General features: G+C 70.4%; 22 protein-coding genes. 14 read left to right on the forward strand and 8 right to left on the reverse strand.

The window, feature by feature from the left end:
- Window positions 1-274: 274 nt before the first annotated feature.
- Complete coding sequence (locus tag NE857_RS06360) at window positions 275-1420, forward strand: cystathionine gamma-synthase (RefSeq protein ID WP_254420169.1); 1146 nt, start codon at window positions 275-277, stop codon at window positions 1418-1420.
- Between the two features lie 261 nt (window positions 1421-1681).
- On the opposite strand, the gene NE857_RS06365 is transcribed toward NE857_RS06360, so the two are convergent.
- Window positions 1682-1924, reverse strand: a complete 243-nt coding sequence (locus tag NE857_RS06365) for a hypothetical protein (protein WP_254420170.1) — start codon at window positions 1922-1924, stop codon at window positions 1682-1684.
- Window positions 1925-2243: 319 nt separating this feature from the next.
- Here NE857_RS06365 and NE857_RS06370 point away from each other — a divergent pair, with 319 nt between their 5' ends.
- Both NE857_RS06370 and NE857_RS06375 read left to right on the forward strand, forming a co-directional pair.
- Window positions 2244-2975, forward strand: a complete 732-nt coding sequence (locus NE857_RS06370; protein ID WP_254420171.1) for a GntR family transcriptional regulator — start codon at window positions 2244-2246, stop codon at window positions 2973-2975.
- Between the two features lie 8 nt (window positions 2976-2983).
- Window positions 2984-3793: a GntR family transcriptional regulator gene (locus NE857_RS06375; protein ID WP_254420172.1), complete on the forward strand. Its 810-nt coding sequence runs from the start codon at window positions 2984-2986 to the stop codon at window positions 3791-3793.
- A 38-nt stretch (window positions 3794-3831) separates the two neighbouring features.
- On the opposite strand, the gene NE857_RS06380 is transcribed toward NE857_RS06375, so the two are convergent.
- Window positions 3832-4764 carry an LCP family protein gene (locus tag NE857_RS06380; protein ID WP_254420173.1) on the reverse strand — a complete coding sequence of 311 codons (933 nt, stop codon included), beginning with the start codon at window positions 4762-4764 and terminating at the stop codon, window positions 3832-3834.
- A gap of 92 nt (window positions 4765-4856) precedes the next feature.
- Between NE857_RS06380 and NE857_RS06385 the strand changes: the two genes are divergently transcribed.
- Both NE857_RS06385 and NE857_RS06390 read left to right on the forward strand, forming a co-directional pair.
- Complete coding sequence (locus NE857_RS06385; protein WP_254420174.1) at window positions 4857-5549, forward strand: response regulator transcription factor; 693 nt, start codon at window positions 4857-4859, stop codon at window positions 5547-5549.
- Entirely contained in the window at window positions 5542-6924 is a 1383-nt protein-coding gene (locus NE857_RS06390; protein WP_254420175.1) for a sensor histidine kinase, read from the forward strand. The genes NE857_RS06385 and NE857_RS06390 overlap by 8 nt, the downstream gene beginning before the upstream one ends.
- Window positions 6925-6950: 26 nt before the next feature.
- On the opposite strand, the gene NE857_RS06395 is transcribed toward NE857_RS06390, so the two are convergent.
- The gene (locus tag NE857_RS06395; protein ID WP_254420176.1) at window positions 6951-8060 is read right to left on the reverse strand and encodes a VWA domain-containing protein; all 1110 of its coding nucleotides are present in this window, start codon (window positions 8058-8060) and stop codon (window positions 6951-6953) included.
- The gene (locus NE857_RS06400) at window positions 8060-9481 is read right to left on the reverse strand and encodes a sigma 54-interacting transcriptional regulator (protein WP_254420177.1); all 1422 of its coding nucleotides are present in this window, start codon (window positions 9479-9481) and stop codon (window positions 8060-8062) included. The genes NE857_RS06395 and NE857_RS06400 overlap by 1 nt, the downstream gene beginning before the upstream one ends.
- 152 nt (window positions 9482-9633) lie before the next feature.
- On the opposite strand from NE857_RS06400, the gene NE857_RS06405 reads away from it, so the two are divergent.
- Window positions 9634-10788 carry an FIST signal transduction protein gene (locus NE857_RS06405; RefSeq protein ID WP_254420178.1) on the forward strand — a complete coding sequence of 385 codons (1155 nt, stop codon included), beginning with the start codon at window positions 9634-9636 and terminating at the stop codon, window positions 10786-10788.
- A gap of 161 nt (window positions 10789-10949) precedes the next feature.
- Window positions 10950-12320 carry a DUF8814 domain-containing protein gene (locus NE857_RS06410; protein ID WP_254420179.1) on the forward strand — a complete coding sequence of 457 codons (1371 nt, stop codon included), beginning with the start codon at window positions 10950-10952 and terminating at the stop codon, window positions 12318-12320.
- An 18-nt stretch (window positions 12321-12338) separates the two neighbouring features.
- Here the strand turns inward: NE857_RS06410 and NE857_RS06415 are convergent, their stop codons facing one another.
- The 3 genes from NE857_RS06415 to NE857_RS06425 all read right to left on the reverse strand — a co-directional run bounded on the left by NE857_RS06415 (window position 12339) and on the right by NE857_RS06425 (window position 14195).
- Window positions 12339-12944: an RDD family protein gene (locus NE857_RS06415; RefSeq protein WP_254420180.1), complete on the reverse strand. Its 606-nt coding sequence runs from the start codon at window positions 12942-12944 to the stop codon at window positions 12339-12341.
- Between the two features lie 185 nt (window positions 12945-13129).
- Window positions 13130-13630: a transcription elongation factor GreA gene (gene greA / locus NE857_RS06420; protein WP_017580574.1), complete on the reverse strand. Its 501-nt coding sequence runs from the start codon at window positions 13628-13630 to the stop codon at window positions 13130-13132.
- Between the two features lie 148 nt (window positions 13631-13778).
- Window positions 13779-14195: a DUF4307 domain-containing protein gene (locus NE857_RS06425; protein WP_026116513.1), complete on the reverse strand. Its 417-nt coding sequence runs from the start codon at window positions 14193-14195 to the stop codon at window positions 13779-13781.
- A 156-nt stretch (window positions 14196-14351) separates the two neighbouring features.
- On the opposite strand from NE857_RS06425, the gene mca reads away from it, so the two are divergent.
- The 4 genes from mca to NE857_RS06445 all read left to right on the forward strand — a co-directional run bounded on the left by mca (window position 14352) and on the right by NE857_RS06445 (window position 18561).
- Window positions 14352-15230, forward strand: coding sequence for a mycothiol conjugate amidase Mca (mca, locus tag NE857_RS06430; RefSeq protein ID WP_254420181.1), 879 nt, complete (start codon window positions 14352-14354; stop codon window positions 15228-15230).
- A 5-nt stretch (window positions 15231-15235) separates the two neighbouring features.
- A complete protein-coding gene (locus tag NE857_RS06435) occupies window positions 15236-15574 on the forward strand; it encodes a hypothetical protein (RefSeq protein ID WP_254420182.1) in 339 nt (112 codons plus the stop codon).
- A 128-nt stretch (window positions 15575-15702) separates the two neighbouring features.
- A complete protein-coding gene (locus NE857_RS06440; protein ID WP_254420183.1) occupies window positions 15703-16416 on the forward strand; it encodes a GntR family transcriptional regulator in 714 nt (237 codons plus the stop codon).
- A 108-nt stretch (window positions 16417-16524) separates the two neighbouring features.
- Window positions 16525-18561: a thioredoxin domain-containing protein gene (locus tag NE857_RS06445; protein ID WP_254420184.1), complete on the forward strand. Its 2037-nt coding sequence runs from the start codon at window positions 16525-16527 to the stop codon at window positions 18559-18561.
- A gap of 9 nt (window positions 18562-18570) precedes the next feature.
- Here NE857_RS06445 and NE857_RS06450 read toward each other — a convergent pair whose 3' ends face one another.
- Window positions 18571-19938 (reverse strand): serine/threonine-protein kinase, encoded by a 1368-nt coding sequence (locus NE857_RS06450; RefSeq protein WP_254420185.1) that lies wholly within the window; start codon window positions 19936-19938, stop codon window positions 18571-18573.
- Window positions 19939-20251: 313 nt separating this feature from the next.
- On the opposite strand from NE857_RS06450, the gene NE857_RS06455 reads away from it, so the two are divergent.
- The 3 genes from NE857_RS06455 (at window position 20252) to phoH2 (ending at window position 23383) form a co-directional block, all read left to right on the forward strand.
- Complete coding sequence (locus NE857_RS06455; RefSeq protein WP_017580581.1) at window positions 20252-20863, forward strand: RNA polymerase sigma factor; 612 nt, start codon at window positions 20252-20254, stop codon at window positions 20861-20863.
- A 93-nt stretch (window positions 20864-20956) separates the two neighbouring features.
- The gene (locus tag NE857_RS06460; RefSeq protein ID WP_017580582.1) at window positions 20957-21718 is read left to right on the forward strand and encodes an isoprenyl transferase; all 762 of its coding nucleotides are present in this window, start codon (window positions 20957-20959) and stop codon (window positions 21716-21718) included.
- 306 nt (window positions 21719-22024) lie between these two features.
- Complete coding sequence (phoH2, locus tag NE857_RS06465) at window positions 22025-23383, forward strand: RNA 5'-3' helicase PhoH2 (protein ID WP_254420186.1); 1359 nt, start codon at window positions 22025-22027, stop codon at window positions 23381-23383.
- Window positions 23384-23398: the final 15 nt, after the last annotated feature.

Here is a 23398-nt window from a genome sequence, read left to right on the forward strand (position 1 = left end):
GCCGTCGTCCTCCGCAACCCCCTCATCCCCGGTGATCTTGCTACCAGAAGCAAGTTCGGCGCTGATTTCGCTCCTGGTAGCAAGATCATCTTCGGAACAGGGGCCGAAACCGGGATCGGGGGCCTGGCGGGGCGCGGTTGTGGTTCGCAGGCAGGCGTGACCGGCCGCGACACGTGGCCCGTTGTCTGCCGGGGTGGCGGAGGGGGTGACCACATTCTGAGATATGCCTGTTGGCAACGGGTTCCGAGTGGACTCCGGGCACTATTGTGGCCACATGAAGTTCGACGGGTTTGAAACGCTGGCCATCCACGCGGGGCAGGAGCCGGACGCCGGTACCGGGGCCGTGGTTGTGCCGATCTACCAGACGAGTACCTACGCCCAGGACGGCGTGGGCGGGATGCGACAGGGGTACGAGTACTCCCGCACCAAGAACCCCACGCGCACCGCGCTGGAGGAGTGCCTGGCCGCGCTGGAGTCCGGAGCACGGGGCCTGGGCTTCGCCTCCGGGATGGCGGCCGAGGACACCCTGCTGCGCACGGTGCTCTCCCCGGGTGACCACATCATCATCCCCGGCGACGCCTACGGGGGCACGTTCCGCCTGATCTCCAAGGTGGTCGAGCGCTGGGGCGTCAGCTGGGACGCGGTCGACCAGACCGACGTCGACGCGGTCCGGGACGCGATGCGCCCCAACACCAAGGTGGTGTGGACCGAGACTCCCACCAACCCGCTGCTGGGGATCACCGACATCGAGACGGTCGCGCAGATCGCCCATGACGGCGACGCCCTGTTGGTCGTCGACAACACGTTCGCCTCTCCCTACCTGCAGCAGCCGCTCACGCTGGGCGCCGACGTGGTCGTGCACTCCACGACCAAGTACATCGGCGGGCATTCCGACGTCGTCGGCGGCGCTCTGGTCGTGGCCGACGCCGAGTTGGGAGAGCAGCTGGCCTTCCACCAGAACACCATGGGTGCCATCCCGGGGCCCTTCGACTCCTGGCTGACGCTACGCGGGGTCAAGACCCTGGGTGTGCGGATGGACCGCCACAGCGAGAACGCCGAGCGCGTCGTGGCCGCCCTTGAGGGCCACTCCGCTGTGCGGCGCGTCTACTACCCCGGGCTGGACACCCACCCGGGGCACAAGATCGCCGAGCGGCAGATGCGTTCCTTCGGCGGAATGGTCTCCTTCGCTCTGCGCGACGGGGAGAAGGCGGCACTGGAGGTGTGCGAGCGGACCAAGGTCTTCACCCTGGGCGAGTCCCTGGGCGGGGTCGAGTCCCTCATCGAGCACCCCGGGCGGATGACGCACGCGTCCACCGCGGGGTCCGCGCTGGAGGTTCCGGCCGATCTGGTGCGGATCTCCGTGGGCATCGAGTCCGGTGACGACCTGGTCGCGGACCTGTTGCAGGCCCTCGAAGGCTGATTCCTGCGAATCTGAGCCCTCAGAACCGGGCTCTCCGAGCCCTCAGAACGGGGCTCTCGAAGTCTGAATTCTCAAACGGGGGGTTTTCACCGGCGACCGGGGGCCGCGTGGCGTCGCCGCGCGGGTTCCCCGGCGTCGTTGCCGGGCCCGTCGCGGCCGTTGCCTCGTTGATCCCTGCTGTGTTGGTTTCCGCTGCGTTCACCGCAGGTGCTGTGTGCCTGGTGGGCACGGTGTCGGTTCCGCGAGCGCTACGGGTTCGGTTCAGACCGCGGTGGGCGTGCGGCTCTGGACCGGGAGATCGCGCTGCTGGTCACGGAAGTGCAGGCCGAGGAAGGCCCGGCTGGAAAGGGAGAGGGCGCTGTCGTCGCCCTCCTCGCGCAGGGAGCGGTAGCTGCCCCGGCGGTCCCGGCGTCGGATGCCGATGGAGATGGCGAGGAGGAACCCCGCCGCGAGGCCCATCAGCAGCAGGCCGACGAAGATGAGGATGACGAAGGCGATTTCCATGGCTTGTCCTCTGGGGGTGGTGGCCGGTCAGATCCTGGTCGGCCCCCTTGAGAACCGAGGGGGCGGTGGAGTGCGTCTCATGTGGACCGGGTTCTTCCGTCGGTATGGGGTGGGTGTGCCTGTGGTGGTCTCTGCGTCCTCGTGTTCGTCTTCATGTGCTCCGTTTCGGGTGGCCAGATGGTAGATCCGCCCTGTACTGAGGGTGCCCTTCATCTAGGATGGGTTCAACAGAACCGGTTGGACCTGTTTTGCTGGTGTACCACTCAGCTTGTTGGTACAAGTTAAGTTGTTGGTCTTGTACCCCCTAGAGGGCGGACTTATGCGGGCAGAAAGTAGATACCGACAGATCGCCCGAGCGCTGCGACGGGAGATCCAGGAGCGAAGCCTTCCCCTGGGCGGCCAGCTTCCCTCGGAGAAGCAGCTGGAGGAGCGGTTCGAGGCCTCCCGCAACACCATCCGCCTCGCCCTGGGCATGCTGCGCAATCAGGGACTCATCGTCAGCAAGCCCGGCCGCGGGCACTTCGTTCAGGACGTGGTCCCGGAGACCTTCTACGCCACCCGTACCAAGGGCGGCCCCGACGGGCTCAACGAGTCCAACATGAGCGGCCTGACCCTGGAGGAGCTCCAGCTCCTCAGCGCCACCCCCGACATCGCCAGCCGCCTGCGGGTCCCCGAGGGCGACATGACGGTGGTCCGGCGCATGCACCGCTTCTCCGGGGAGCGCTCGGGATCGGTCAGCTCCGCCTACTACCCGGTGGACCTGGTCCAGGGCACCCCGCTCATGGTCCCCGAGGACGTGGAGAGCGCCCTGGTGGTGCTCATGGAGCACGGCCACCGCCAGGTCGGTTACGTGGACGAGCTCGAGACCCGCATGCCCACCCCTCAGGAGATGTCCCAGCTCGAACTCCCGCCGGGCGTCCCGGTGCTGAACGTTCACCGCACGGACTACGCCGAGGACCGGCCCATCCGTCTGGTGCACACTGTCCATGCGGGGCACAGCATCCGCTACCAGTTCGAGCACGGCAACCTGCGGGCCTACCACCGGGACTGAAACAGCGAATGAGCACGACGAAGAAGACCGTGGTCGCCGACTACCTGCGGGAGGCCCTGGCCAAGGGCGTCTACCAGCCGGGTGAGCGGCTTCCGGGCGAGGAGGAGCTCGCCGACGAACTCGACGTCTCACGTGCCACCGCGCGCCTGGGCATGCGGATCCTCCAGGACGAGGGTCGCATCGCCATCCACGTCGGCCGGGGCGCCTACGTCGCCGACCACCAGCCGATCATCCACCGGGCCACCCCGACCAGCCGGGACGACCCCGGGCGGCTGGACTCGGACTACCACTCCCGGCTGCGTGACGCCGGGTACAGCAACATCGACGAGAAGATCAAGGTCAGCCTGGACACCATGCGGCCCAAGATCGCCAAACGGCTGCTCAACGAGTCCGAGGAGCAGGGCCCGCACGGCGGCCTCGTCGTGATCCGCGCTTCGGAGCACTTCGTCGACGGCAGCCTGTGGCAGTCCCACGTCACCTACTTCCCGTTCAACATCGCCAGCAACACGGCGCTCATGTCCCCCGAGTACATCGAGGGCGGGATCGGCGAGGTACTCAGGGAACTCGGCCTGCACGAGGAGTGGAACTGGGACATCGTGGGTGCGCGCATGCCCTCCCAGGACGAGGCCGACGCCTTCGGGCTGGCCCCCGGTATCCCCCTGCTCGTCCAGGAGCGGGTCACCTACGAGGGCCAGCGCCCCCTGCGCTTCACCGAAACCCTCATGCCGGCCAACCGCCACCAGCTCCTCTACGCGGGCGGCGATGCCCCCGAGGAACTGCGGGTGATGCACTCGGACGTCAACATCTTCGAGCACTGACCCGAGCCCCCGCACCCGACCCCTCGTACCTGTCCGCCTCAGGCCCCCAGCCGTCGCCACAGCCTCTTCGCGTCCGGTGAGAACTCCACCCAGGCCAGCGGGTTGACCTCCGAATCCACCACCGGCGCGGTCAGGATCTCCACGTCGGCCCCCGCAATCCCCCGGTGCTCGTTCAGCAGCCGACCCAGCGTCATCGGGTTGGCCAGCCCCGGGTCCGTCTCGATCCGCTCGGTGAACTCCGACGCCAGTTCCACCGCCCGCGCCGGGTCGGACAGCAGCCCGCCCTGACCGGCCGCCGCCACCAGCCCGCGCAGGAACTCCTGCTGCCGCTCGATCCGCCGCAGGTCGCTCTGGTCCTCGCCCACGTGGCGCAGCCGCAGGAACGCGACCGCGTCGTCGCCCGCCAGCACCTGCCGCCCCGGCTCCAGGCCGTTGGCGAACCCCGGTTCGATCCCCTCCGGCACGGTGACCTCCACCCCGCCCACGAGCGTGCTGAGCTCGGACATCGCCACGAAGTCCAACACCGCGTGGTGGTCCACCGGCACCCCCGTGGTCCGCTCCACGGCGGCGACCGCGCACTCCGCGCCGCCGATGGCGAACGCCTGGTTCAACGGCTCCTCGTCCGACCCGTGGACGCTCCCACCGTCGGTCCCCTCGCACTCCGGGCGCTCCACCACCGTGTCCCGGGGCAGGCTGACCACGGTCGCCCCGCCGTCCTCGGCCAGGTGAACCAGCACGATGCTGTCGGCGCGCTCGGAGTCGTCGTCCCCGGGCGCGTGGGCGGCGTTGTCACCCTCCCGGGAGTCGCTGCCCATCACCAGGACGGTGGTCCCCCTCGACCCGCCGGGCAGTACCCCGAGCGCCCAAGCCACGGTCGCCACCGCCGCCAGCAGCGAGCCGACCGCGAGGACGGCCAGGACCCGCGGCAGGGCCCGCGGTCGGGTCTGTTCACTCAGTTCTCTTTCGGTCATGACAGCGACTCAAGACGGCCAACCTGAGAGTTGCCTGAGAAAACGGCCGGTCACCGGCTCACACACACGTTTCTCGATTAGGTTCGGGGACCGTGAGACGAGTACTGGTCGTCGAGGACGAACCCGCCGTGCGCGAGGCGGTCACCGAAGCCCTGGAGATCGAGGGTTATCAGGTGATGGCCGCCACCGACGGCGGTACCGGGCTGGAGGCGGTGCGCCGCTGGCCGCCGGACGTGATCGTGCTGGACGTCATGATGCCGTTCGTGGACGGCCTCACCCTGTGCCGCAGGCTCCGCGAACGCGGCGACCGCACCCCCGTGCTGGTCCTCACCGCGCGGGACTCCGTCGGCGACCGGGTCTCCGGGCTGGACGCGGGCGCCGACGACTACCTGGTCAAACCCTTCGACCTCGACGAGCTCCTGGCCCGGCTGCGTGCCCTGCTGCGCCGCGCCTACCCCGACGACGGCGGAACCCTCGGCCACGGCCCGCTCACCGTCGAGACCGAGGGCGGCCGCGCCCGGCTGGGTGAGCGCCCCCTCGAACTCACCCGCACCGAGTCCGCACTGCTCGAAGCGCTCGTGCGCAACGCGGGCCGGGTCGTCCCCCGCGCCGTGCTCGTCGACCACGTGTGGGGCTACGACTTCGGGCCGGGTTCCAACTCCCTGGACGTCTACATCGGCTACCTGCGGCGCAAGCTGGAGGCCGGGGGAGAGGCCCGACTGGTGCACACCGTGCGCGGCGTGGGCTACGTGCTGGAGGAACGCGGGGAGAGCCCCGGTGCGTGAACCACAGCAGTCAGAACCGCGGCAGCCCCAACCAGAACCCCGCGCCCACCTGAGCCTGAGAGTCCGCCTGGCGGTGGTGACCGCCCTGGTGGTGGCCACGTTGTCGGTGGTCGGCGCCGCCGTGTCCTACGGGATCGTCCGCCACCAGCTCTACACGGAACTGGATCTGAGCCTGCTCCGGGAGGCCAACCGCGTGTCCCGGCAGATCGACCGCGCGGACTGGGTCGGGTCGGGGGAGTGCGTGTACGTCACCGCGCCCAGCTGCGTGCAGATCATCGGCCCCGGCCAGATCGTCGACCCGCCTCCGGGCGAGCTCACCCCGCCGGTCTCCGCCGTGGCCTTCGACGTCGCGGCGGGCGAGGCCGCCCCCTACTTCTCCGACGCCGCCATCGGCGACCTGCCGGTCCGCGGCTACACAGCGCCCCTCGGTGAGGGCCGCGCCGTGCAGGTGTCCGCGCGCGCCGACACCGTCCAGGCCTCCGTCACCCGGGTCGGCCGGCGCATCGCCGCCGCCGGTGGGCTCGGCGTGCTCCTCGCCGGATTCCTCGGCTACCTGAGCGCCCGCACCGTGCTGCGCCCTGTGGAACGGCTGACCCGGACCGCCGAGACCGTGGCGGCCACCCGCGACCCCGGCCACCGCATCGAGGTCTCCGGCCATGACGAGCTCTCCCGCCTGGCCGCCGCCTTCAACACCATGCTCGCCGAGCTGGAGGAGTCCTCCGCCGCGCAGCGCCAGCTGGTCGCCGACGCCTCACACGAACTCCGCACCCCACTGACCGGGCTGCGCGCCAACACCGACCTGCTCGGCCGCGACCTCGACCCCGAGCGCCGCGCCCGCGTGGTGGCCACCCTGCGGTCCCAGACGGTGGCGATGACCAGGCTGGTCAACGATCTGATCGAACTCGCCCGCGGCGACCGCGGGGAGCACCGCGACGAGGCGGTGCGCCTGGACGAGGTGGTGGAGCACTGCGTGGTTTCCGTGCGCCGCGACCGACCGGAGACCGGATTCGACCTGCACGCGGAGGCCACCGTCGTCCAGGGCGATCCGGAGCGGCTGACCCGTGCCGTGGCCAACCTCGTGGACAACGCCGCCAAGTTCAGCCCGGCGGACGGAACGGTCCAGGTCAGCCTGGTCGGTGGTGAGCTGACCGTGCGCGACCACGGGCCCGGGATCGCCGCCGAGGACCTCCCGCACGTCTTCGACCGCTTCTACCGGTCCTCCGCCGCCCGCGGCACCCCGGGTTCGGGGCTGGGCCTGGCCATCGTTCGCCAGGTCGCCGACGCACACGGCGCCGCGCTCACTGTCGAGGCCCCGGCCGACGGCGGCACCCTGGTCCGCCTCCGCTTCCCCGACGCGGAACCCCTGCCCGGCTGAGTTCGGCTCGGTCAGCGCCGTTTCCGTCAGCGCTGTTTCACATACCTGTCGACGACCAGCGGGCCCAGTGCCTCGGCGTCCGCGTGCACCACGCGCACGCCCCGGCGGCGTTCGAGGAGCCCCTGGAACTCCCGCAGCCGCGGGTCGTCGGCGAGCAGGAAGAACGTGACCTCGGCGCCCTCGCCCAGAGCGGCGTCGAGTTCGGCCGCGGTGACCTCCACCGTGCGCGGGGCGGGCGGCCAGGAGAACCGGGCGTCGCCGTCCTCGCCCAGGTGCGCGGTGGGTTCGCCGTCGGTGACCGCCAGGACCACCGGCCGCAGCCCTCGGTGGCGGCGCAGGTACCGCCGGGCCAGGTGCAGCGCGTGCTGGAGGTTGGTGCCGGGGGTCCGCCGCCAGTCGTGTTCGGCCAACTCCGCCGGGGTCATCTCGCGGGCGCGGTCGCCGAAGCCGATGATCAGGAGCCGGTCCTCGGGGTGCCGGGTGCGCACCAGGGTGTGCAGGGCCAGCGCGGTGCGGGTGGCCGCCTCGTGCAGCCCGCGGGTGACCATCGAGTGGGACAGGTCCACCAGCAGGCACACCGCGGCGGCCCCGGCCGGTTCGGTCCCGGTGTAGCGCACGTCCTCCGCGCGCAGGGCCTCTCCGGGTGCGAGACCAGCGGCTCGCCGCAGCATCGCCTCGCGCAGCGTCGCCACCGCGTCCAGGGGGCGGTCGAACCCGTCGTGCGGCACCGCGGCGCCGGTGGGTTCGTCGCCCGCCCCGTCACCGCCCCGGTGCCCGCCGGGCGCCGCCCGGCGCGCGGCCTCGATCTCGGTCAGCGCCACCTCGCCCAGTCTGCGCAGTTCGCGTGGGCTCAGCCCGTGGTCGGCCGAGTCCAACCGGTCCAGCGGGCCGTACCCGGCGCTGCCCAGAGCCGCCTGGAGCGCCCTGGCGTCCACCTCGTCCAGAGCACCGCGCTCTCCGTCCGCGTAGCGCCGCAGGGCCGCCTCAGTCGCAGCCAGAGCACCAACCGGTTCCTCCGTCTCCCCGGCGATCAACTCCAGCAGTTCCACAGCGGCCCGCACCGCCTCCTCGGGAGGCGGATCGGGGTCGGCCAGCGGGTCGGGGCCACCCGTGTACGCCCGGTACCGGAACCTCATCAGAAGCGGTAGACACCCCCGTCGGGCGCGGTGTCCTTGGACAGCCGCCGTTCCAGGTACAGCCCTTCCAGCGCGAACTCCACCACCGCCGCGGCCAGTCCAGGAGAGGGCGGACCGTCCGCCTCCTCGGGCGCCGCACGCTTGATCAACCCCGCCAACCCGGGCACCGCGCCCACCCGGCGCAGCAGTTCGGCGGAGCTCACCAGGTCTCCGGTCTCCACCGTGCCCCCGCCCGAGAAGCGGTCGCTGAGCGGTTCCAGGTCGGCCTCGCCCAGCCGGGCCCGGAAGGTCTCGGCCACCGCCCGGCGCAGCAGGGTCTCCAGGATCGACGCCTCGCGCCCCTCCGTGCCGGTCTCGAACTCGACCTTGCCCAGGAGCGGTTCGGCCACCCCGGCCAGGTCGCAGACCCGCGCCACCGGGACGTCCTCGCCGACGATCGCCGCCCGGCGCAGCGCCGAGGCGGCCACGGTCTCGGCGGCGGCCACGGAGAAGCGCACGGACACCCCCGAACGCTGGTCCACCCGGTTGGAGGCGCGCACCAGCCGGGTGAAACGGGCGACCGTCTCCACCAGGTGCGAGGGGACGGTCGTGCCCTCTGGCAGGTCCGCTTCCTGCCGGATCAGGGCGAGCTCGTGCTCCAGGTCAGGCGGGTAGTGGGTGCGTACCTGGGCGCCGAACCGGTCCTTGAGCGGGGTGACGATGCGGCCCCGGCTCGTGTAGTCCTCGGGGTTGGCGCTGGCCACCAGCAGCAGGTCCAGGGGTAGTCGCAGGGTGTACCCGCGCACCTGGAGGTCGCGCTCCTCCAGCACGTTGAACAGGGCCACCTGGGCGCGTGCGGGCAGGTCGGGGAGCTCGTTCACGCAGAACACGCCCCGGTTGGCGCGCGGCAGCAGGCCGAAGTGGACCGTCTCCGGGTCGCCGAGGGAGCGCCCCTCGGCCAGTCTCGCCGGGTCCACGTCACCGATCAGTTCGGCCGTACCGGTGTCAGGGGTGGCGAGTTTCTCGCCGTAGCGCTCGTCGCGGTGCCGCCAGGCCACCGGAAGCTCGTCGCCCTCTTCCGCCGATCGGCGCACACACGAGGGGCAGACCGGGGAGTAGGGGTGGTCGTTGACCGGGCAGCCCGCGACCGCTGGAGACCAATCGTCGAGCAGCCCGGCGACCGTGCGGATCAGCCGGGTCTTGCCCTGTCCGCGCTCGCCCAGCAGGACCACGTCGTGCCCGGCCAGCAGGGCGCGCTCCAGCTGGGGCAGGACGGTGTCGTCGAACCCGTGCACCCCGGGGAAGCGGGGCTGCCCGGAGGCCATCCGGGCCAGTAGGTTCTCCCGCACCTCGGCGGCCGTGGAGCGGTGGACGTGGCCGGAGTCGCGCAGCGCGGCGCGTGTGCGCGGGAGTCCGCCGGGGGCGTGTGCGGCATGGGTCACGTGAGGGAGTGTAGGCCCCGGGGCGTTTGAGGGGCCAGCTGGAGGAAAGCCCCTGTTTGGAGTCCGGACGGAAGAGAGTCCGGATGGAAGAATGGGACGGCAAGGTTCCCAGGCCCGGCCACGGCGGTCGGTGAAGACGGGGGTGGCGGCTGGTGGTTAGGTTCGGCGATGCTCTGACGACGGGGGCCGACCTCGTGAACGCGGCCGAACGCGCGGTCCTGCAAGCCCTGGAGCAGATGGACGGCCCGGCCGACCTGGTCTGCTTCTTCGTCAGCGGGGCGGACCCGGAGGAGGTCACCCTCGCCGGGAAACGGGTCATGGAGCTGTCCGGTGATGCGCTCACCCTGGGGTGCAGCGCCACCGGGGTGGTCGGCGGCGGCCGGGGGGTGGAGGGTCAGGGCGCGGTCAGCGTCTGGAGCGCCCGCCTACCCGGGGTCGAGCTGACCCCCTTCCGCCTGGACACCGTGATCGAGGGCGACCAGCTGGCCGTGGTGGGTATGCGCGAGCCCACCCCGCGCGACCGGGCCGGGATCCTGTTCACCAACCCCTACGAGTTCCCCACCCAGGCGTTCGTCCGCGAGACCACCGCGGCCCTGGGCGGGCTGCCGCTGGTCGGGGGCATGGCCGACGGTATGCGCGGTGAGGATTCGGTGCGGCTGTTCTGCGAGGGCGAGGTGGCCGAGAACGGAGCCATCGGGGTGCTGATCGGTGGTGACGGGGTGCTGGGCACGGTGGTGAGCCAGGGCTGCCGTCCGGTCGGGCCGAGCATGACCGTCACCAAGGCCGAGGGCAACCTCGTGCTGGAGCTGGCCGGGATCAACGCCTACGAGCGGCTGGAGACCCTGGTGGAGGAGCTCTCCGACGAGGACCGCGAGCTGGCCGCGCGCGGGCTGCACATCGGTATCGCGATGGACGAGTACGCCGACCACCACGAGCAGGGCGACTTCCTGATCCGGACGCTCAGCGGCGCGGACCCGGAGCTGGGCGCGCTCACCATCGGCGAGATGGTGGAGGTGGGCCAGACGGTCCGCTTCCAGGTCCGCGACGCCGGTACCGCCGACGAGGACCTGGCCCGCAGACTGTCGGAGTTCGGCGCCGAACACGCGGTGGGCGCGGGGCTGCTGTTCTCCTGCAACGGCCGTGGCGAGACGCTGTTCGCCCAGGCCGACCACGACGTCCTCGCGGTCCGCCGGATCCTCGGCGTCGGCCCGGTGGCGGGTTTCTTCGCGGCGGGGGAGATCGGCCCGGTCGCCGGGGTCAACCACGTGCACGGGTTCACCGCCTGCCTGCTGGCCTTCGCCCCCTGATCCACCTTCGTCCGGATCACCTTCGTCACTACTCGCCCAAGTCGGACTTTTACCGTCGGATCACCAACACCCGGCACAAGCTCCTTGAGTGTGCCCACATCAGGGTGATTACTAAGAGTGAAGGAATTTATCACTTTGCGTGATTGGTGAGAGAAGGAACGATGTCCGACAACCGGCGCACGACCACGTCCCTCGCGGCTCTCGGGGCGTTCGCCCTGCTGGCCCCGCTGGCGACCCCCACCGCGGCCCTGGCCGAGTCCGCCTGGCTGGAGCAGGACCTGGCCTCCGCCGACCGGATCGGACTGTCCCTGGAGTCCGGGGAGCTGCGCCTGGACGGCGCGGAGCCGATCGGTCTCGGCGCCTCCCCGCGCCTGGACACAGCCGAGCGCCGCACGGGCCTGGCGACCTTCCCCGAACAAGCCCTGGAGGGATCCACCGACACCATCGACGTCGACGTGCGCGTCACCGGGGACGAGGAGGACGTCCTCGCCGAGGCCCGCGGGGTGCGCGCCGACGGCATGTGGACCGAGTGGTACCCGACCTCTCCGGGCGGCGGCCGGGTGACCCTGCCCGAGACGGTCACCGAGGTCCAGCTCAGGGTCGAGGTCCGGCTCAGGGTCGAGGCCGGCTCGGGGAACGGGGGTGCGGACGGGAGCGCGGAGGAGCCGACCGCGGTCACCGAAGTCCGGGTCCGCCCGGTCGAGGGCCCCGGGGGAGTGCCGGATCCTGAGGAGGAGCGAGAGGAGGCTTCCGAGGAGGCTTCCGGGGAGGTCGCCGGGGACGACGTCCCGCAGCCCTTCTCCGCCCGCCTCTTCGCCACCCGTATCGGGCTGGTCGGCAACACCACCGCCAACGGCCACAAGGTCCGCCCCGACGACCACTTCGTCGCCCTGCCCTCCCGCCGGGGGCTGTCCAACCGCGGCGGCGGCGAGTACACCGTCCGGGTGTGCAGTACCGGCGCCCTGGGACCCGCTGCCGCCGGTGACACCGAGAACCACGTCCCGCGCTGCGCGTACCTGCCGGTGTGGGACGTGGGCCCCTGGAACATCACCGACGACCACTGGAACGAGGACCGCGAGTCCTGGCGCGACCTGGACCGCGGCCGCCCCCAGGCCCAGGCGGCCTACACCGAGAGCCACAACAGCGGCCTGGACGGCTTCGGGCGCCGGGTGCAGAACCCCGCGGGCATCGACCTCGCCGACGGCGCCTTCAACCAGGGCCTCCAACTGCCCACCAACGGGTGGGTGCAGGTGGACTACCTGTGGACCGCCGAGTACCGGGCCCGGGCCGAGATCGTCACCGCCAGCCAGAGCGACCCGGTGATCGTGCGGGAGGGGCCGGGGACCGAGTACGACACCGTGGGGCTGGCCGCGCACAAGGCCAACGTGGACGTGGCCTGCAAGACCACGGGTGACCAGGCCAGCGGCCCCTCCGGGACCACCGACGTCTGGTACCGCGTCGGTGACGGCCACTACGTCCCGGCGGCCTTCACCACCGGCGGTTCCGAGGCCCCGGAATGTGTCGTCGAGTAGCCGGCCCGAGCACCGGGTTCAGGCGCGGGTGCGGATCACGACGGTTCCGGCCACCCGGTCGTGCAGGGTTCGTTCCCGGTCGTCACCGAGCATGGTCATGGACTCCACGGCCGAGAACAGGTGGCCCAGGCCGGGCACGGACTGCGGCAGACAGAAGACGGCGGACCGGCCGATCACCTGGCCCTGGCCGAGCCTGCCGCCGTCCTCGGCGTTGACCACCTTGATGCCGAGCATCATCTTGCCGATGGTGCGGCCCCAGGTGACCAGGTAGAGCCAGTCGTAGAAGAACAGCAGCAGGCCCCAGCCGAAGAAGAGCAGGAAGGCCCAGAGGTCGCCCTCGGCGTCGGTGAACTCCGAGTTTCCGGTCAGCACCGTGACCACGATGATCATGATGACGAAGAACGCCGTCGCCGTGATGAACGCCAGTACGTAGTCGATCAGGCGCGCCGTGAGCCGACGGCCGAACCCGGCCAGACGCGGTTCCGGGCCCTGGGCCATCGGCCCGACCGGGCCGTGCGGCGGAACGGGACCACCCGGGTGCGGCCCGCCATAGGACCAACCACCGGCTTGCGGTGGCTGGCCGCCCTGGTCGGGGTGCTGGGGGTTCCAGTAGGGCGAGGACATACGGCCGCCAGTTCCTAGAGTCGAGAGGGTCACCAAGTGCGGGAGCTGGTTCGAGAGCAGATTACCCAGCGGAGCCGGCCCCCCGGGGCGCGGGGCGCTCCACAACCTTTCGGGTACAACGACGAGGGGCGGCCGGAGCCGCCCCTGTCGTAACTTCACACCTGGTTCGCCCGAACGCCGGTGCGTCAGAAACCGCTGTACGGAACCGCCTCGATGATCTCGACGCCGAGGCTCTTGCCATTGGGCAGGTTGTAGCTGACGGTCTCACCCACGCGCTTGCCGTTGATGGCGGCACCGAGCGGGGACTTGGGGGAGTACACGTCGATCGGGGAGCCGCTCTCCTCACGGGAGGCGAGCAGGAAGGTGACCTCCTCCTCGTCGCCGTCGAACTTGACGGTGACGGTCATGCCGGGGCCGACCACGCCCTCGGTGCGGGGCGCTTCGCCGACCCGCGCCGTGCGCAGGATCTCGGTGAGCTGGAGGATACGGGCCTCCATCTTGCCCTGTTCCTCCTTGGCGGCGTGGTAGCCGCCGTTCTCCTTGAGGTCGCCCTCTTCCCGGGCGGACTCGATCTTCTCCGCGATCTCGATGCGCCCGGTCCCCGACAGGTGGTCCAGCTCTCCCTTGAGCCGGTCATACGCCTCCTGGGTGAGCCAGGTGACGTTGTCATCGCGGGTCTGGGTCACGGGAACTCCTTGTGTACTAGTAGCAATGGCCACCAGGCGGCCAGAGCTGAACTTACGAGAATATCACTGTGCGCGATCACGCATCGGTGGCTGCGTTCCCGGGGGTTCCGCCTTGGTACCTGTGTCCGACAGGGGAAGGTTCGGTGGATCAGTCTTGCGAACCTTGTTCCCTGCATGAGGCCACTTCTACCGTGGAAGCCTGACGAACCGTTTCAACGGTCTGGTTGACCATTCGGTTCCCGCCCTCCACTTCGACCCGGACCTCGCCCACTTCGACCATCTGGTTGTCCAGGGCGCGCAGGAGGCACTCGGCCCCGTTCTTGCTGTTCACCTCGAAGGAGATGCGCGCTTCGCTCTCTGAGGGTGCGGAGACCGTGATCACCTGGTGGTACACGCCGCCGCTGAGGCCGGTGTAACTCATCACCGAGAAGCCCCAGCCGACGCTGACGGCCACCGCGAAGATCGTGGCGACGACGAAGAAGACGGGCCCGTTGCCGTGGCGCTTGCGTAGCGCTGGCGCGGTGTCGGCACTGTTCACGGCATCATCTTCCGGGGTCGCTGACATTGGGAATCTCCGAGCAAGGGGACGGTGTTGTCTAAGATATCCCCGACCTGACAGCCCCCCTACGCGGCCCGCACGTGAGTCGTCCACGCCGTGACCCGGGGTGGCGTCGGACAGCCGCGTTCAGTGGCCGTCGACCGAGCCAAGGAGAAGCCTCCGTTGTCCGAGCGCCTGCGGCTTATGGCCGTTCATGCCCATCCCGATGACGAGTCCAGCAAGGGTGCCGCCACCATGGCGCGCTACGTGGAGGAGGGTGCGGAAGTGCTGGTCGTCACCATGACCGGTGGCGAACGCGGCGACATCCTCAACCCCGCGATGGAACGTCCGGAGATCCGCGAGAACATCGCGGAGGTCCGCCGTGAGGAGATGAACCGCGCCCGCGAGATCCTCGGGGTCGAGCAGGAGTTCGCCGGTTTCGTCGACTCCGGTCTGCCTGAGGGCGACCCGCTGCCCCCGCTGCCGGAGGGCTGCTTCGCGACCCTTCCCGTCGAGGAGGCGGCCGAACCGCTGGTGGCGGCGATCCGCCGGTTCCGTCCGCACGTGATCCTCACCTATGACGAGAACGGCGGGTACCCCCACCCCGACCACATCATGACCCACAAGGTGTCGGTGCACGCCTTCGACGCCGCCGCCGAACCCGACGCCTACCCGGGCACCGGTGACCCCTGGCAGCCCCTCAAGCTGTACTACTTCGTCTCGTTCCCGCCCGAGCGCTTCGAGGCGCTGGCCGAGATCCTGGAGGAGCGCGGCCTGGACAACCCCTTCGCGGAGTGGATGGAGCGCATCAAGGAGCGCGACCGGCCGCGCTGGGAGATCACCACCCGCGTGCACTGCAGTGAGTACTTCGACACCGCGAACGCGGCGCTCAAGGCCCACGCCACCCAGATCGACCCGAACGGCTTCTGGTTCGCCGTCCCCAACGACGTCGTGGGCGAGGCCTGGCCGACCGAGGACTACCACCTGGTCCGTTCGCTCGTGGACACCGAGGTCCCGGAGAAGGACCTCTTCGCGGGTGTCCGCGAGGCAATGAGAGTATGAGCGGTATGAACACCCTTCTCACGTCCGCAACGGTGCTGGCCGACGGCTTCTCGTTGGACAAGGACACCGTCACGCCCGGTGTCATGGGCTTCCTCGCCATCTTCGCGATCGGCGTGTGCCTGTACTTCCTGATGCGCAACATGTTGGGCAAGCTGCGCGGTGTCTCGGCGCGTGCCGACGAGCAGGAGTCCGACGAGCAGGAGTCCGCCGAGCAGGAGGCCACCGAGAGCACCGGGAGCACCGGGAGCACCGAGGCGACGGAGGAGAGCGGCCAGGAGAAGGCTTCCGGGTCGGAGGCCGCCGCCGGCGGGTCCTCCGCCGAGGACACCTCCACCAAGGCCTGACCCGGGCCCGCCCCCGCCCAGCACCCGCGGGGGCGGTTCCACGGGCCCGGATTCGGTCCGCCCCGGTCCGCTTTTCCGGCCCGGGCAGTACCCCTCATCGGGCCCGTTTCTGGGCCTACCATGGGGACATGGCGCCCGAGTCCTCCCCTGCCCCGACCGCCCCGTCCCTGACCGAACGGGCCTACGAGCAGCTCAAGTCACGCATCATGGACCTGGAGCTGCCCCCCGGGCACCGCATCACCGAGCGGGACGCGGCCGCCGAGCTCGGTGTCTCCCGGGTGCCCCTGCGCGAGGCGCTGCGGCTGCTGGAGGCCGAGGGCCTCATCGTCCTCGTCCCGCGGCAGGGCGCCATGGTGGCCAGCTGGTCGCGCGAGGACGTCGTGCGCCTGTTCGAGGTCCGCGAGGAGCTGGAGACACTGGCCGCCCGCCTGGCCGCCACCCGGCGCACCGACGCCGACCTGCGCCTGATGCGTGAACTCCTCGATGACGCCGCCCGCGCGCTCGCCGCCTGTGACGACGCCGCGACCGCCGCCGCCAACGCGGGCTTCCACCGCGCCGTACTCGCGGCCTGTGGCAACCCCCTGCTCCAGCAGATGATGGCCCCGCTCAACTCCCGCGTGCAGTGGCTCTTCCACCTCACCAAGCACCGCGACACCCGCGAGCAGCGCGAGGAGCACGTCCGGCTGTACGAGCTGCTCCGGGCCCGCGACAGCGAGGGCGCCGCCGAGCTCTACCGCGCGCACATCGCCGCCGGGCTCGAACCCACGCTGGCCATCGCCGATGCCTGGGAGTGCTTCGACCCGGTGGACGTCACACGCACCCGCTCCCGCGGCCGCAAGTAACCGGAAGCCGACGTCGCCCGCGAAGCCGCCCCGGCACTCTGGCCGACGTCCCGATTCCGGTCTGTGGACAACTGAACGGGACCGTTCGCGAAGTGGCACAGTGGAACCATGCCCAATCGCCTGAGCGACGCGACCAGCCCTTACCTGTTGCAGCACGCCGACAACCCCGTGGAGTGGTGGCCCTGGGGTGAGGAGGCCTTCGCCGAGGCCCGCCGCCGAGACGTCCCCGTCCTGATCTCCGTGGGCTACGCGGCCTGCCACTGGTGCCACGTGATGGCCCACGAGTCCTTCGAGGACCTGGCGACCGCGAGCCGGATGAACGCCCTGTTCGTCAACATCAAGGTCGATCGGGAGGAGCGCCCCGACGTCGACGCCGTGTACATGGAGGCCACCCAGGCCATGACCGGCCAGGGCGGCTGGCCGATGACCGTGTTCGCCACCCCCGACGGCGCCCCGTTCTACTGCGGGACCTACTTCCCGCGCGACCACTTCCAGCGCCTGTGCGAAGGGGTGGCCGCCGCCTGGCGGGACAAGCGCGCCGACCTCCTCGACCAGGGAAAACGCGTGGTGGAGGCGCTCGGCGCCCCGCGTAGGCTGGCCACCTCCCCGCCGCCCACCGCCGCCGACCTGGACCTGGCCGTGCAGGCGCTGATCCGCGACTACGACGCCGTCAACGGCGGCTACGGCGACGAGCCCAAGTTCCCGCCGTCGATGCTGCTGTCCTTCCTCATCGCGCAGCACGAGCGGACCTTCCCGTTCCAGAGCGCGGACGAGGCCACCCCCGCCGCCCTGATGGCGGGCGGCACCGCCGTGGCCATGGCCCGGGGCGGCATGTACGACCAGATCGGCGGCGGCTTCGCCCGCTACTCGGTGGACAGCGGCTGGGTGGTCCCGCACTTCGAGAAGATGCTCTACGACAACGCCCTGCTGCTGCGCGCCTACACCCGCCTGGCCCGGCGGCCGGTGGGGACGGACCCGGCCGAGGCCGGCGAGCGGGCCCTGCTGCTGCGGGTGGCCCAGGAGACCGCGGACTGGATACTGCGCGACCTGCGCACACCCGAGGGCGGGTTCGCCTCGGCGCTGGACGCCGACAGCGAGGGCGAGGAGGGCACCTACTACGTGTGGACCCCCGCCCAGCTGACCGAGGTCCTGGGCGAGGAGGACGGCGCCTGGGCCGCGCACCTGTTCGGGGTGGGTGAGCAAGGCACCTTCGAACGCGGCTCCTCCGTGCTCCAGCTCCGCGAGGACCCCGACGACCCCGAACGCTACGACCGGGTGCGCGCCGCCCTGCTCGCCGCACGCGAGGACCGGGTCCCGCCAGCCCGCGACGACAAGGTGGTGGCCTCCTGGAACGGCCTGGCGATCGCCGCTCTGGCCGAGGCGGGCGCGCTGCTGGAGCGGCCCGCGTGGATCCGGGCGGCGCGGGAGACCGCGGACCTGGTCCTGGGCACCCACCTGCGGTACGGGCGCCTGGTGCGCACCTCCAGAGACGGCCGCCCCGGCCCCAGCGCAGGTGTGCTGGAGGACTACGCCAACCTCGCCGAGGGGCTGATCGCCCTGCACGGGGTCACCGGTGAGGCCCGCTACGTACGTGAGGCTGGCGGGCTGTTGGACACCGTCCTGGAACACTTCGGCGATGGCGAGGGCGGGTTCTACGACACCGCCGACGACGCCGAGAAGCTCTTCAGCCGCCCCCAGGACCCCACGGACAACGCCACCCCCTCGGGCCGCTTCGCCGCCGCCTCCGCGCTGCTGTCCTACGCGGCGCTGACCGGCAGCGAACGCCACCGCAACGCCGCCGAGGGCGCCCTGTCCGTGGTTCCGCTGCTGGCAGAGAAGGCGCCCCGCTTCGCCGGCTGGGGCCTGGCCACCGGCGAGGCGCTGCTCACCGGCCCGCGTGCCGTCGCCGTGGTGGGCGAGCCGGGCGTCCCGGAGACCGAGGAGCTGGTCCGTACGGTCCTGCGCTGGGCACCTCTGGGCACCGTCCTGTCCCGCGGCGACGGCGCCGAAAGCGGGGGAGTACCTCTGCTGGAACACCGCACCCCGCTGGAGGGGAAGCCCACGGCCTACGTCTGCGAGGGCTTCGTCTGCAAGCTTCCCGTCACCACCCCCGAGGACCTCAGAGCCCAGCTGACCGCGGACTGAGACCGGGAACTACAGCAGCTCTACGCGGTCGATGATCTCGTCGACCACGTCCGGGCGGTAGTCCGGCTGGCGGATCTCCAGGTAGACGGTCTTGGGGGTGTCCGGCGGGTGTACGGCCACGGAGGTGAAGGCCCCGTTGTCGTGGCACTCGCGCCACTCCCAGGCCGTGCCCTCCCAACCGTCGTTGCTGATGGCGCGCTCTTCCGGCTGCCCCTCGCAGGGCTGGGTGTCGGCGACGCCGCTCAGGCCGGGGGCGCCCGGCACCACCGTGGCGTACACCCCGTAGGCCGGGACGTCGGTGGAGTGCCATTCGTCGGTGTCGGTGGCCGCGAGCAGCCCGGGGGCGGCTCCGGCCTCGGCGACGGACTCGCGGGCCTCGTGGTCGGTGTGGAACTCGCGGGCCCACACCGAGGGCACGTCCACCCGTATCTCCTGGGTGGAGTTGCGGACGCTGGTCAGGGACATGCCGGGTGCGCCGAGGGAGGCGCTCACCCCGGTGGCCATGAGCACGCAGGCCGCGGTGAGGACGCCCGCCCGCTGCCAGGGCATCCGGTAGCGCTGCCACCAGGGGACGGCCTCGGGGAGGTGGGGCGCCATACGGATCGCCCTGACCCGGTCGGTGAAGGTCTTGGCGTCGGCCGGGCGGCTCTCCCGGTCCACGGACAGCGCGGACAGGATCAGTTCGTCAAGTGCCGGGGGCAAACCTGGCCGAATCCGGCCAGGGGCGACTTTTACCGGCGGCCGGGAGGGCGGCCGTCCGGTGATGAGCTCGTAGGCGACCGCGCCGAGCGAGTACACATCGGAGCGAACGTCCAGGTCACCGCCGGGGATGCTCTGCTCGGGGGACATGTACCCGGGGGTTCCGGCGGCCGCGGTGAAGCCGGAGGCCTCGTCGATCGCCTTCGCGAAACCGAGGTCGGCGACCAGCACGCGCTGGCCTACAGGGGAGGACTGGAGCAGTACGTTGGACGGTTTGATGTCCCGGTGGATCGTGCCGTGGCCGTGCAGCACGGTGATGCCCTGGCCGATCTCCGTGAGCAGCCGCAGCGCCTCGTCCAAGGGCAGCTGACCTCGGTGGATGAGGTCGGCGACGCTGCCCTGGTCGGCGTAGGTCATCACCATGTAGGGGCGGCCGTCGGGCAGCACGTCGACGTCGTGGACCGCGACCAGCCACGTGGAGTCGGTCTGGCGCAGGATGCGCGCCTCCTCCAGGAACCGGTGCTGGATGTCCATCTGGTGCGCCCAGTTCTCGGCTAGTACCTTGATGGCCACCGGGTAGTTCAGCAGATCGTCCTGAGCCAACCAGACGGTGGCGAAGGAACCGGAACCCAGGCGCCGGATGACACGGTAACGTCCGAAGGCCTCCGGTTGGCTCATTTCCGCCTCGGTCTGTTGGGGGTGAATACGCGTTCGTTGCCCACTAATACACCATCTGCGCCTTCACGTTGACTTCCGTGGATATGATCCCCTCCCCGGGTAGTCTCGATGCCTTCGGGGCAGGGAAACTGGAGGAGCCCCTTCGGGTTCTGTGCGCCATGTGAATGGTGGGGCGGAGAATGTGAGGATTCGAGAGGCCGGAGCCGAGCGGGGCCCATAGACGTCCAATTGACGTGTGACCCTCGCACAAGGGTGCGCGTACGCGTTCGTGCGAACCGCCGGACGTCTGTCGCAAGCCAGGAAGAGATCAGCCATGAGCAGCAGTGACAACTCGGAGAACGAGGCGACCCCCGCCCCCCGGCGTCGGGTGGCCAGCAACGTGGACGAGGAGCTGGAGGACCTCGCCCGTCGGGCCAAACACGGTGACGCCGTGGCCCTGGACGACCTGCTCCGCCGGATCCAGCCCGAGGTGCTGCGCCGCTGCGCCCGGTTCCTGCCCTACCGGCAGGACGCCGAGGAAGCCTGCCAGGACGCTCTCCTGCGGGTGGCGCGCAAGATCGACAGCTTCAAGGGCGACTCCCTCTTCACCACGTGGCTCTACACCGTGGTGTCCAACTCCGCGCGGCAGACCTACCGCTCCATGAAGCGCCGTTCCGCCGAGTTCCCCACCGAGGCCGAGCGGATGCCGCACCAGCGGGACCCGCGCACCACCAGCGTCATCGCGGGTTCGCGGATCGACCTGCTGGAGGCGATCGAACAGCTGGAGAAGGACCGCCCCAACCTGGTGGCCCCGCTCGTCCTCCGGGACCTGTGCCAGATGGACTACAACGAGATCGCCGCCGAGCTGAACCTGGCCCTGGGAACAGTGAAGTCCCGTATTCACCAGGGACGTAAGCACGTGCGCAAATCCCTTGCCGTGACGTGACGTCTCCGGGCGAACTACTCTGGAGGTATCCCCGTCGGCACATCCGTTACCGGAGTGCGCCGTCTTTTGATCCAGCTCTGAGAGGTTTCGCCAATGGGGCTCCGTGACCCCCTGTACTGGCTGTACGAGCGACGTCTCGAACGTGGCCTGACCAGCCAGGAGATTCCCAGGCACGTCGGTGTGGCCATGGACGGCAACCGGCGCTGGGCCAAGAGCAGCGGTCTCCCGGGCGCCGAGCAAGGCCACCAGGCCGGGGCGAACAAGATCTTCGAGGTGCTCGGCTGGTGCAACGAGATCGGTGTGCAGGTCGTCACCCTGTGGATGCTGTCCACGGACAACCTCACCCGTGACGAGGCCGAACTCGGCCCGCTGGTGCGCATCATCGAGGAGACCATCGCCCGGCTGCGCGAGGAGGGCTGGAACACCCGGCCCGTCGGCGCGCTCGACGTCCTGCCTGATTCCACCGCCCGTGCCCTTAAAGAGGCGGAAGAGGCCACATCCGGCAACCCGGGTCTGGTTGTCAACGTCGCCGTCGGGTATGGGGGTAGACGTGAGATCGCTGACGCGGTTCGGTCCCTCCTGCACGAGGAGGCGGCCAAGGGCACCGGAATCCAGGAGCTGGCAGAGCGCCTGGACATCGAGGACATCGCTCGGCATCTCTACACGCGCGGACAACCCGATCCCGACCTGCTCATCCGCACCTCTGGCGAGCAGCGTCTCTCGGGTTTCATGCTGTGGCAGAGCGTGCACTCGGAGTTCTACTTCTGCGAGGTCTTCTGGCCTGCCTTCCGCAGAGTGGACTTCCTGCGTGCACTCCGTGCCTACGGCGCGCGCAACCGGCGCTTCGGCTCCTGACCCCCGCTCCCACTCCCTTTCCCACCCCCGTTCCGCCGGGCGCGCCGTGTCTGTCGACGGCGAGTTCGTAACGCGGAGTTCACCAGGTGGTGGGTTCGGGCTCTGGAAAACGGGCTCTCGGGCGCGTAGCGTCGTAGACAGCGGATGGCGTTCGTCCATCCGTTCGGGAGGCCCCGTCTCGTTGATCTTCTCCGCTCTTGCGGGATATCGAAGAGGAGGGCCGGACCCGGCCCTCGTGGGCCTGGTCCCGGTCCTCCATGATCCCGTGACAGCAGGGCGCCCTCGTGGTGCCCAAGGGGAGAACGAGTGGCTAGTTCCTCGACCGATCGCCGTGACACCCAGCCCCCCACCGACCCCCGAACGGAGGTAGGAGAGGGCACGCGCGTCTACGTGCTCGACACCAGCGTCCTGCTCGCCGACCCGATGGCCATGGCCCGGTTCGCCGAGCACGAGGTCGTCATCCCCGTGGTGGTGATCACCGAGCTGGAGAGCAAGCGTCACCACCCGGAGCTCGGGTACTTCGCACGCAACGCGTTGCGCCGACTGGACGACCTGCGGGTCGCCCACGGCCGTCTGGACGTCGCCGTTCCGGTGAACGACCACGGCGGCACGCTCCGGGTCGAGCTCAACCACAGCGATCCGGCGATCCTGCCGGCGGGGTTCCGGCTCGGTGACAACGACACCCGGATCCTGACGGTCGCCCGCAACCTCCAGGTGGAGTGCGCGGCGGAGGATTCCGTGGTCCTGGTGAGCAAGGATCTGCCGATGCGGATCAAGGCCTCCTCGATCGGTCTGCCGGCCGACGAGTACCGGGCCGAGCTCGCCATCGAGCACGGGTGGACCGGGATGGCGGAGCTGGACGTGCCCGCCCACAACATCAGCGAACTGTTCTCCGCAGGGGAGAGCCAGATCGAGGAGGCCAGGGACCTGCCCTGCCACACCGGTCTGGTGCTCGTCTCCGAGCAGGGCAAGGCGCTGGGGCGGGTGCAGGCCGACAAGTCGGTGAAGGTGGTGCGCGGGGACCGGGACGTGTTCGGTCTGAAGGGGCGCAGCGCCGAGCAGCGGATCGCGCTCGACCTGCTCACCGACCCCGACGTCGGCATCGTGTCCCTGGGCGGTCGTGCGGGTACCGGCAAGTCGGCGCTGGCGCTGTGCGCCGGGCTGGAGGCCGTCCTGGAGCGCGGCCAGCACCGCAAGGTGATGGTCTTCCGTCCGCTTTACGCGGTGGGCGGCCAGGAACTGGGCTACCTGCCGGGCACCGAGAACGACAAGATGACGCCCTGGGGTCAGGCGGTGCACGACACCCTGTCCGCGGTGACCAGCGAGGACGTCATCGAGGAGATCGTGGACCGGGGGATGCTGGAGGTCCTGCCGCTCACGCACATCCGCGGCCGTTCGCTGCACGACGCCTTCGTGATCGTGGACGAGGCCCAGTCGCTGGAGCGCAACGTGCTGCTCACGGTGCTGTCCCGGCTGGGCGAGAACTCGCGGGTGGTGCTCACCCACGACATCGCCCAGCGCGACAACCTGCGGGTGGGCCGCCACGACGGGGTCGTCGCGGTGATCGAGAAGCTCAAGGGCCACCCGCTGTTCTCGCACGTGACCCTGACCCGCTCGGAGCGCTCGCCCATCGCCGCCCTGGTCACCGAGATGCTGGAGACCTAGCCCCTAGCCCCCGAA

Source organism: Nocardiopsis exhalans (assembly GCF_024134545.1).
Classification (GTDB): domain Bacteria; phylum Actinomycetota; class Actinomycetes; order Streptosporangiales; family Streptosporangiaceae; genus Nocardiopsis; species Nocardiopsis exhalans.

Coding starts and splice junctions, on each gene's coding strand:
- NE857_RS06360 (WP_254420169.1), top strand. CDS start 275: ATGAAGTTCGACGGGTTTGAAACGCTGGCCATCCACGCGGGGCAGGAG.
- NE857_RS06365 (WP_254420170.1), bottom strand. CDS start 1,924: ATGGAAATCGCCTTCGTCATCCTCATCTTCGTCGGCCTGCTGCTGATG.
- NE857_RS06370 (WP_254420171.1), top strand. CDS start 2,244: ATGCGGGCAGAAAGTAGATACCGACAGATCGCCCGAGCGCTGCGACGG.
- NE857_RS06375 (WP_254420172.1), top strand. CDS start 2,984: ATGAGCACGACGAAGAAGACCGTGGTCGCCGACTACCTGCGGGAGGCC.
- NE857_RS06380 (WP_254420173.1), bottom strand. CDS start 4,764: ATGACCGAAAGAGAACTGAGTGAACAGACCCGACCGCGGGCCCTGCCG.
- NE857_RS06395 (WP_254420176.1), bottom strand. CDS start 8,060: ATGAGGTTCCGGTACCGGGCGTACACGGGTGGCCCCGACCCGCTGGCC.
- NE857_RS06410 (WP_254420179.1), top strand. CDS start 10,950: ATGTCCGACAACCGGCGCACGACCACGTCCCTCGCGGCTCTCGGGGCG.
- NE857_RS06415 (WP_254420180.1), bottom strand. CDS start 12,944: ATGTCCTCGCCCTACTGGAACCCCCAGCACCCCGACCAGGGCGGCCAG.
- NE857_RS06425 (WP_026116513.1), bottom strand. CDS start 14,195: ATGTCAGCGACCCCGGAAGATGATGCCGTGAACAGTGCCGACACCGCG.
- NE857_RS06435 (WP_254420182.1), top strand. CDS start 15,236: ATGAACACCCTTCTCACGTCCGCAACGGTGCTGGCCGACGGCTTCTCG.
- NE857_RS06440 (WP_254420183.1), top strand. CDS start 15,703: ATGGCGCCCGAGTCCTCCCCTGCCCCGACCGCCCCGTCCCTGACCGAA.
- NE857_RS06445 (WP_254420184.1), top strand. CDS start 16,525: ATGCCCAATCGCCTGAGCGACGCGACCAGCCCTTACCTGTTGCAGCAC.
- NE857_RS06450 (WP_254420185.1), bottom strand. CDS start 19,938: ATGAGCCAACCGGAGGCCTTCGGACGTTACCGTGTCATCCGGCGCCTG.
- NE857_RS06455 (WP_017580581.1), top strand. CDS start 20,252: ATGAGCAGCAGTGACAACTCGGAGAACGAGGCGACCCCCGCCCCCCGG.
- NE857_RS06460 (WP_017580582.1), top strand. CDS start 20,957: ATGGGGCTCCGTGACCCCCTGTACTGGCTGTACGAGCGACGTCTCGAA.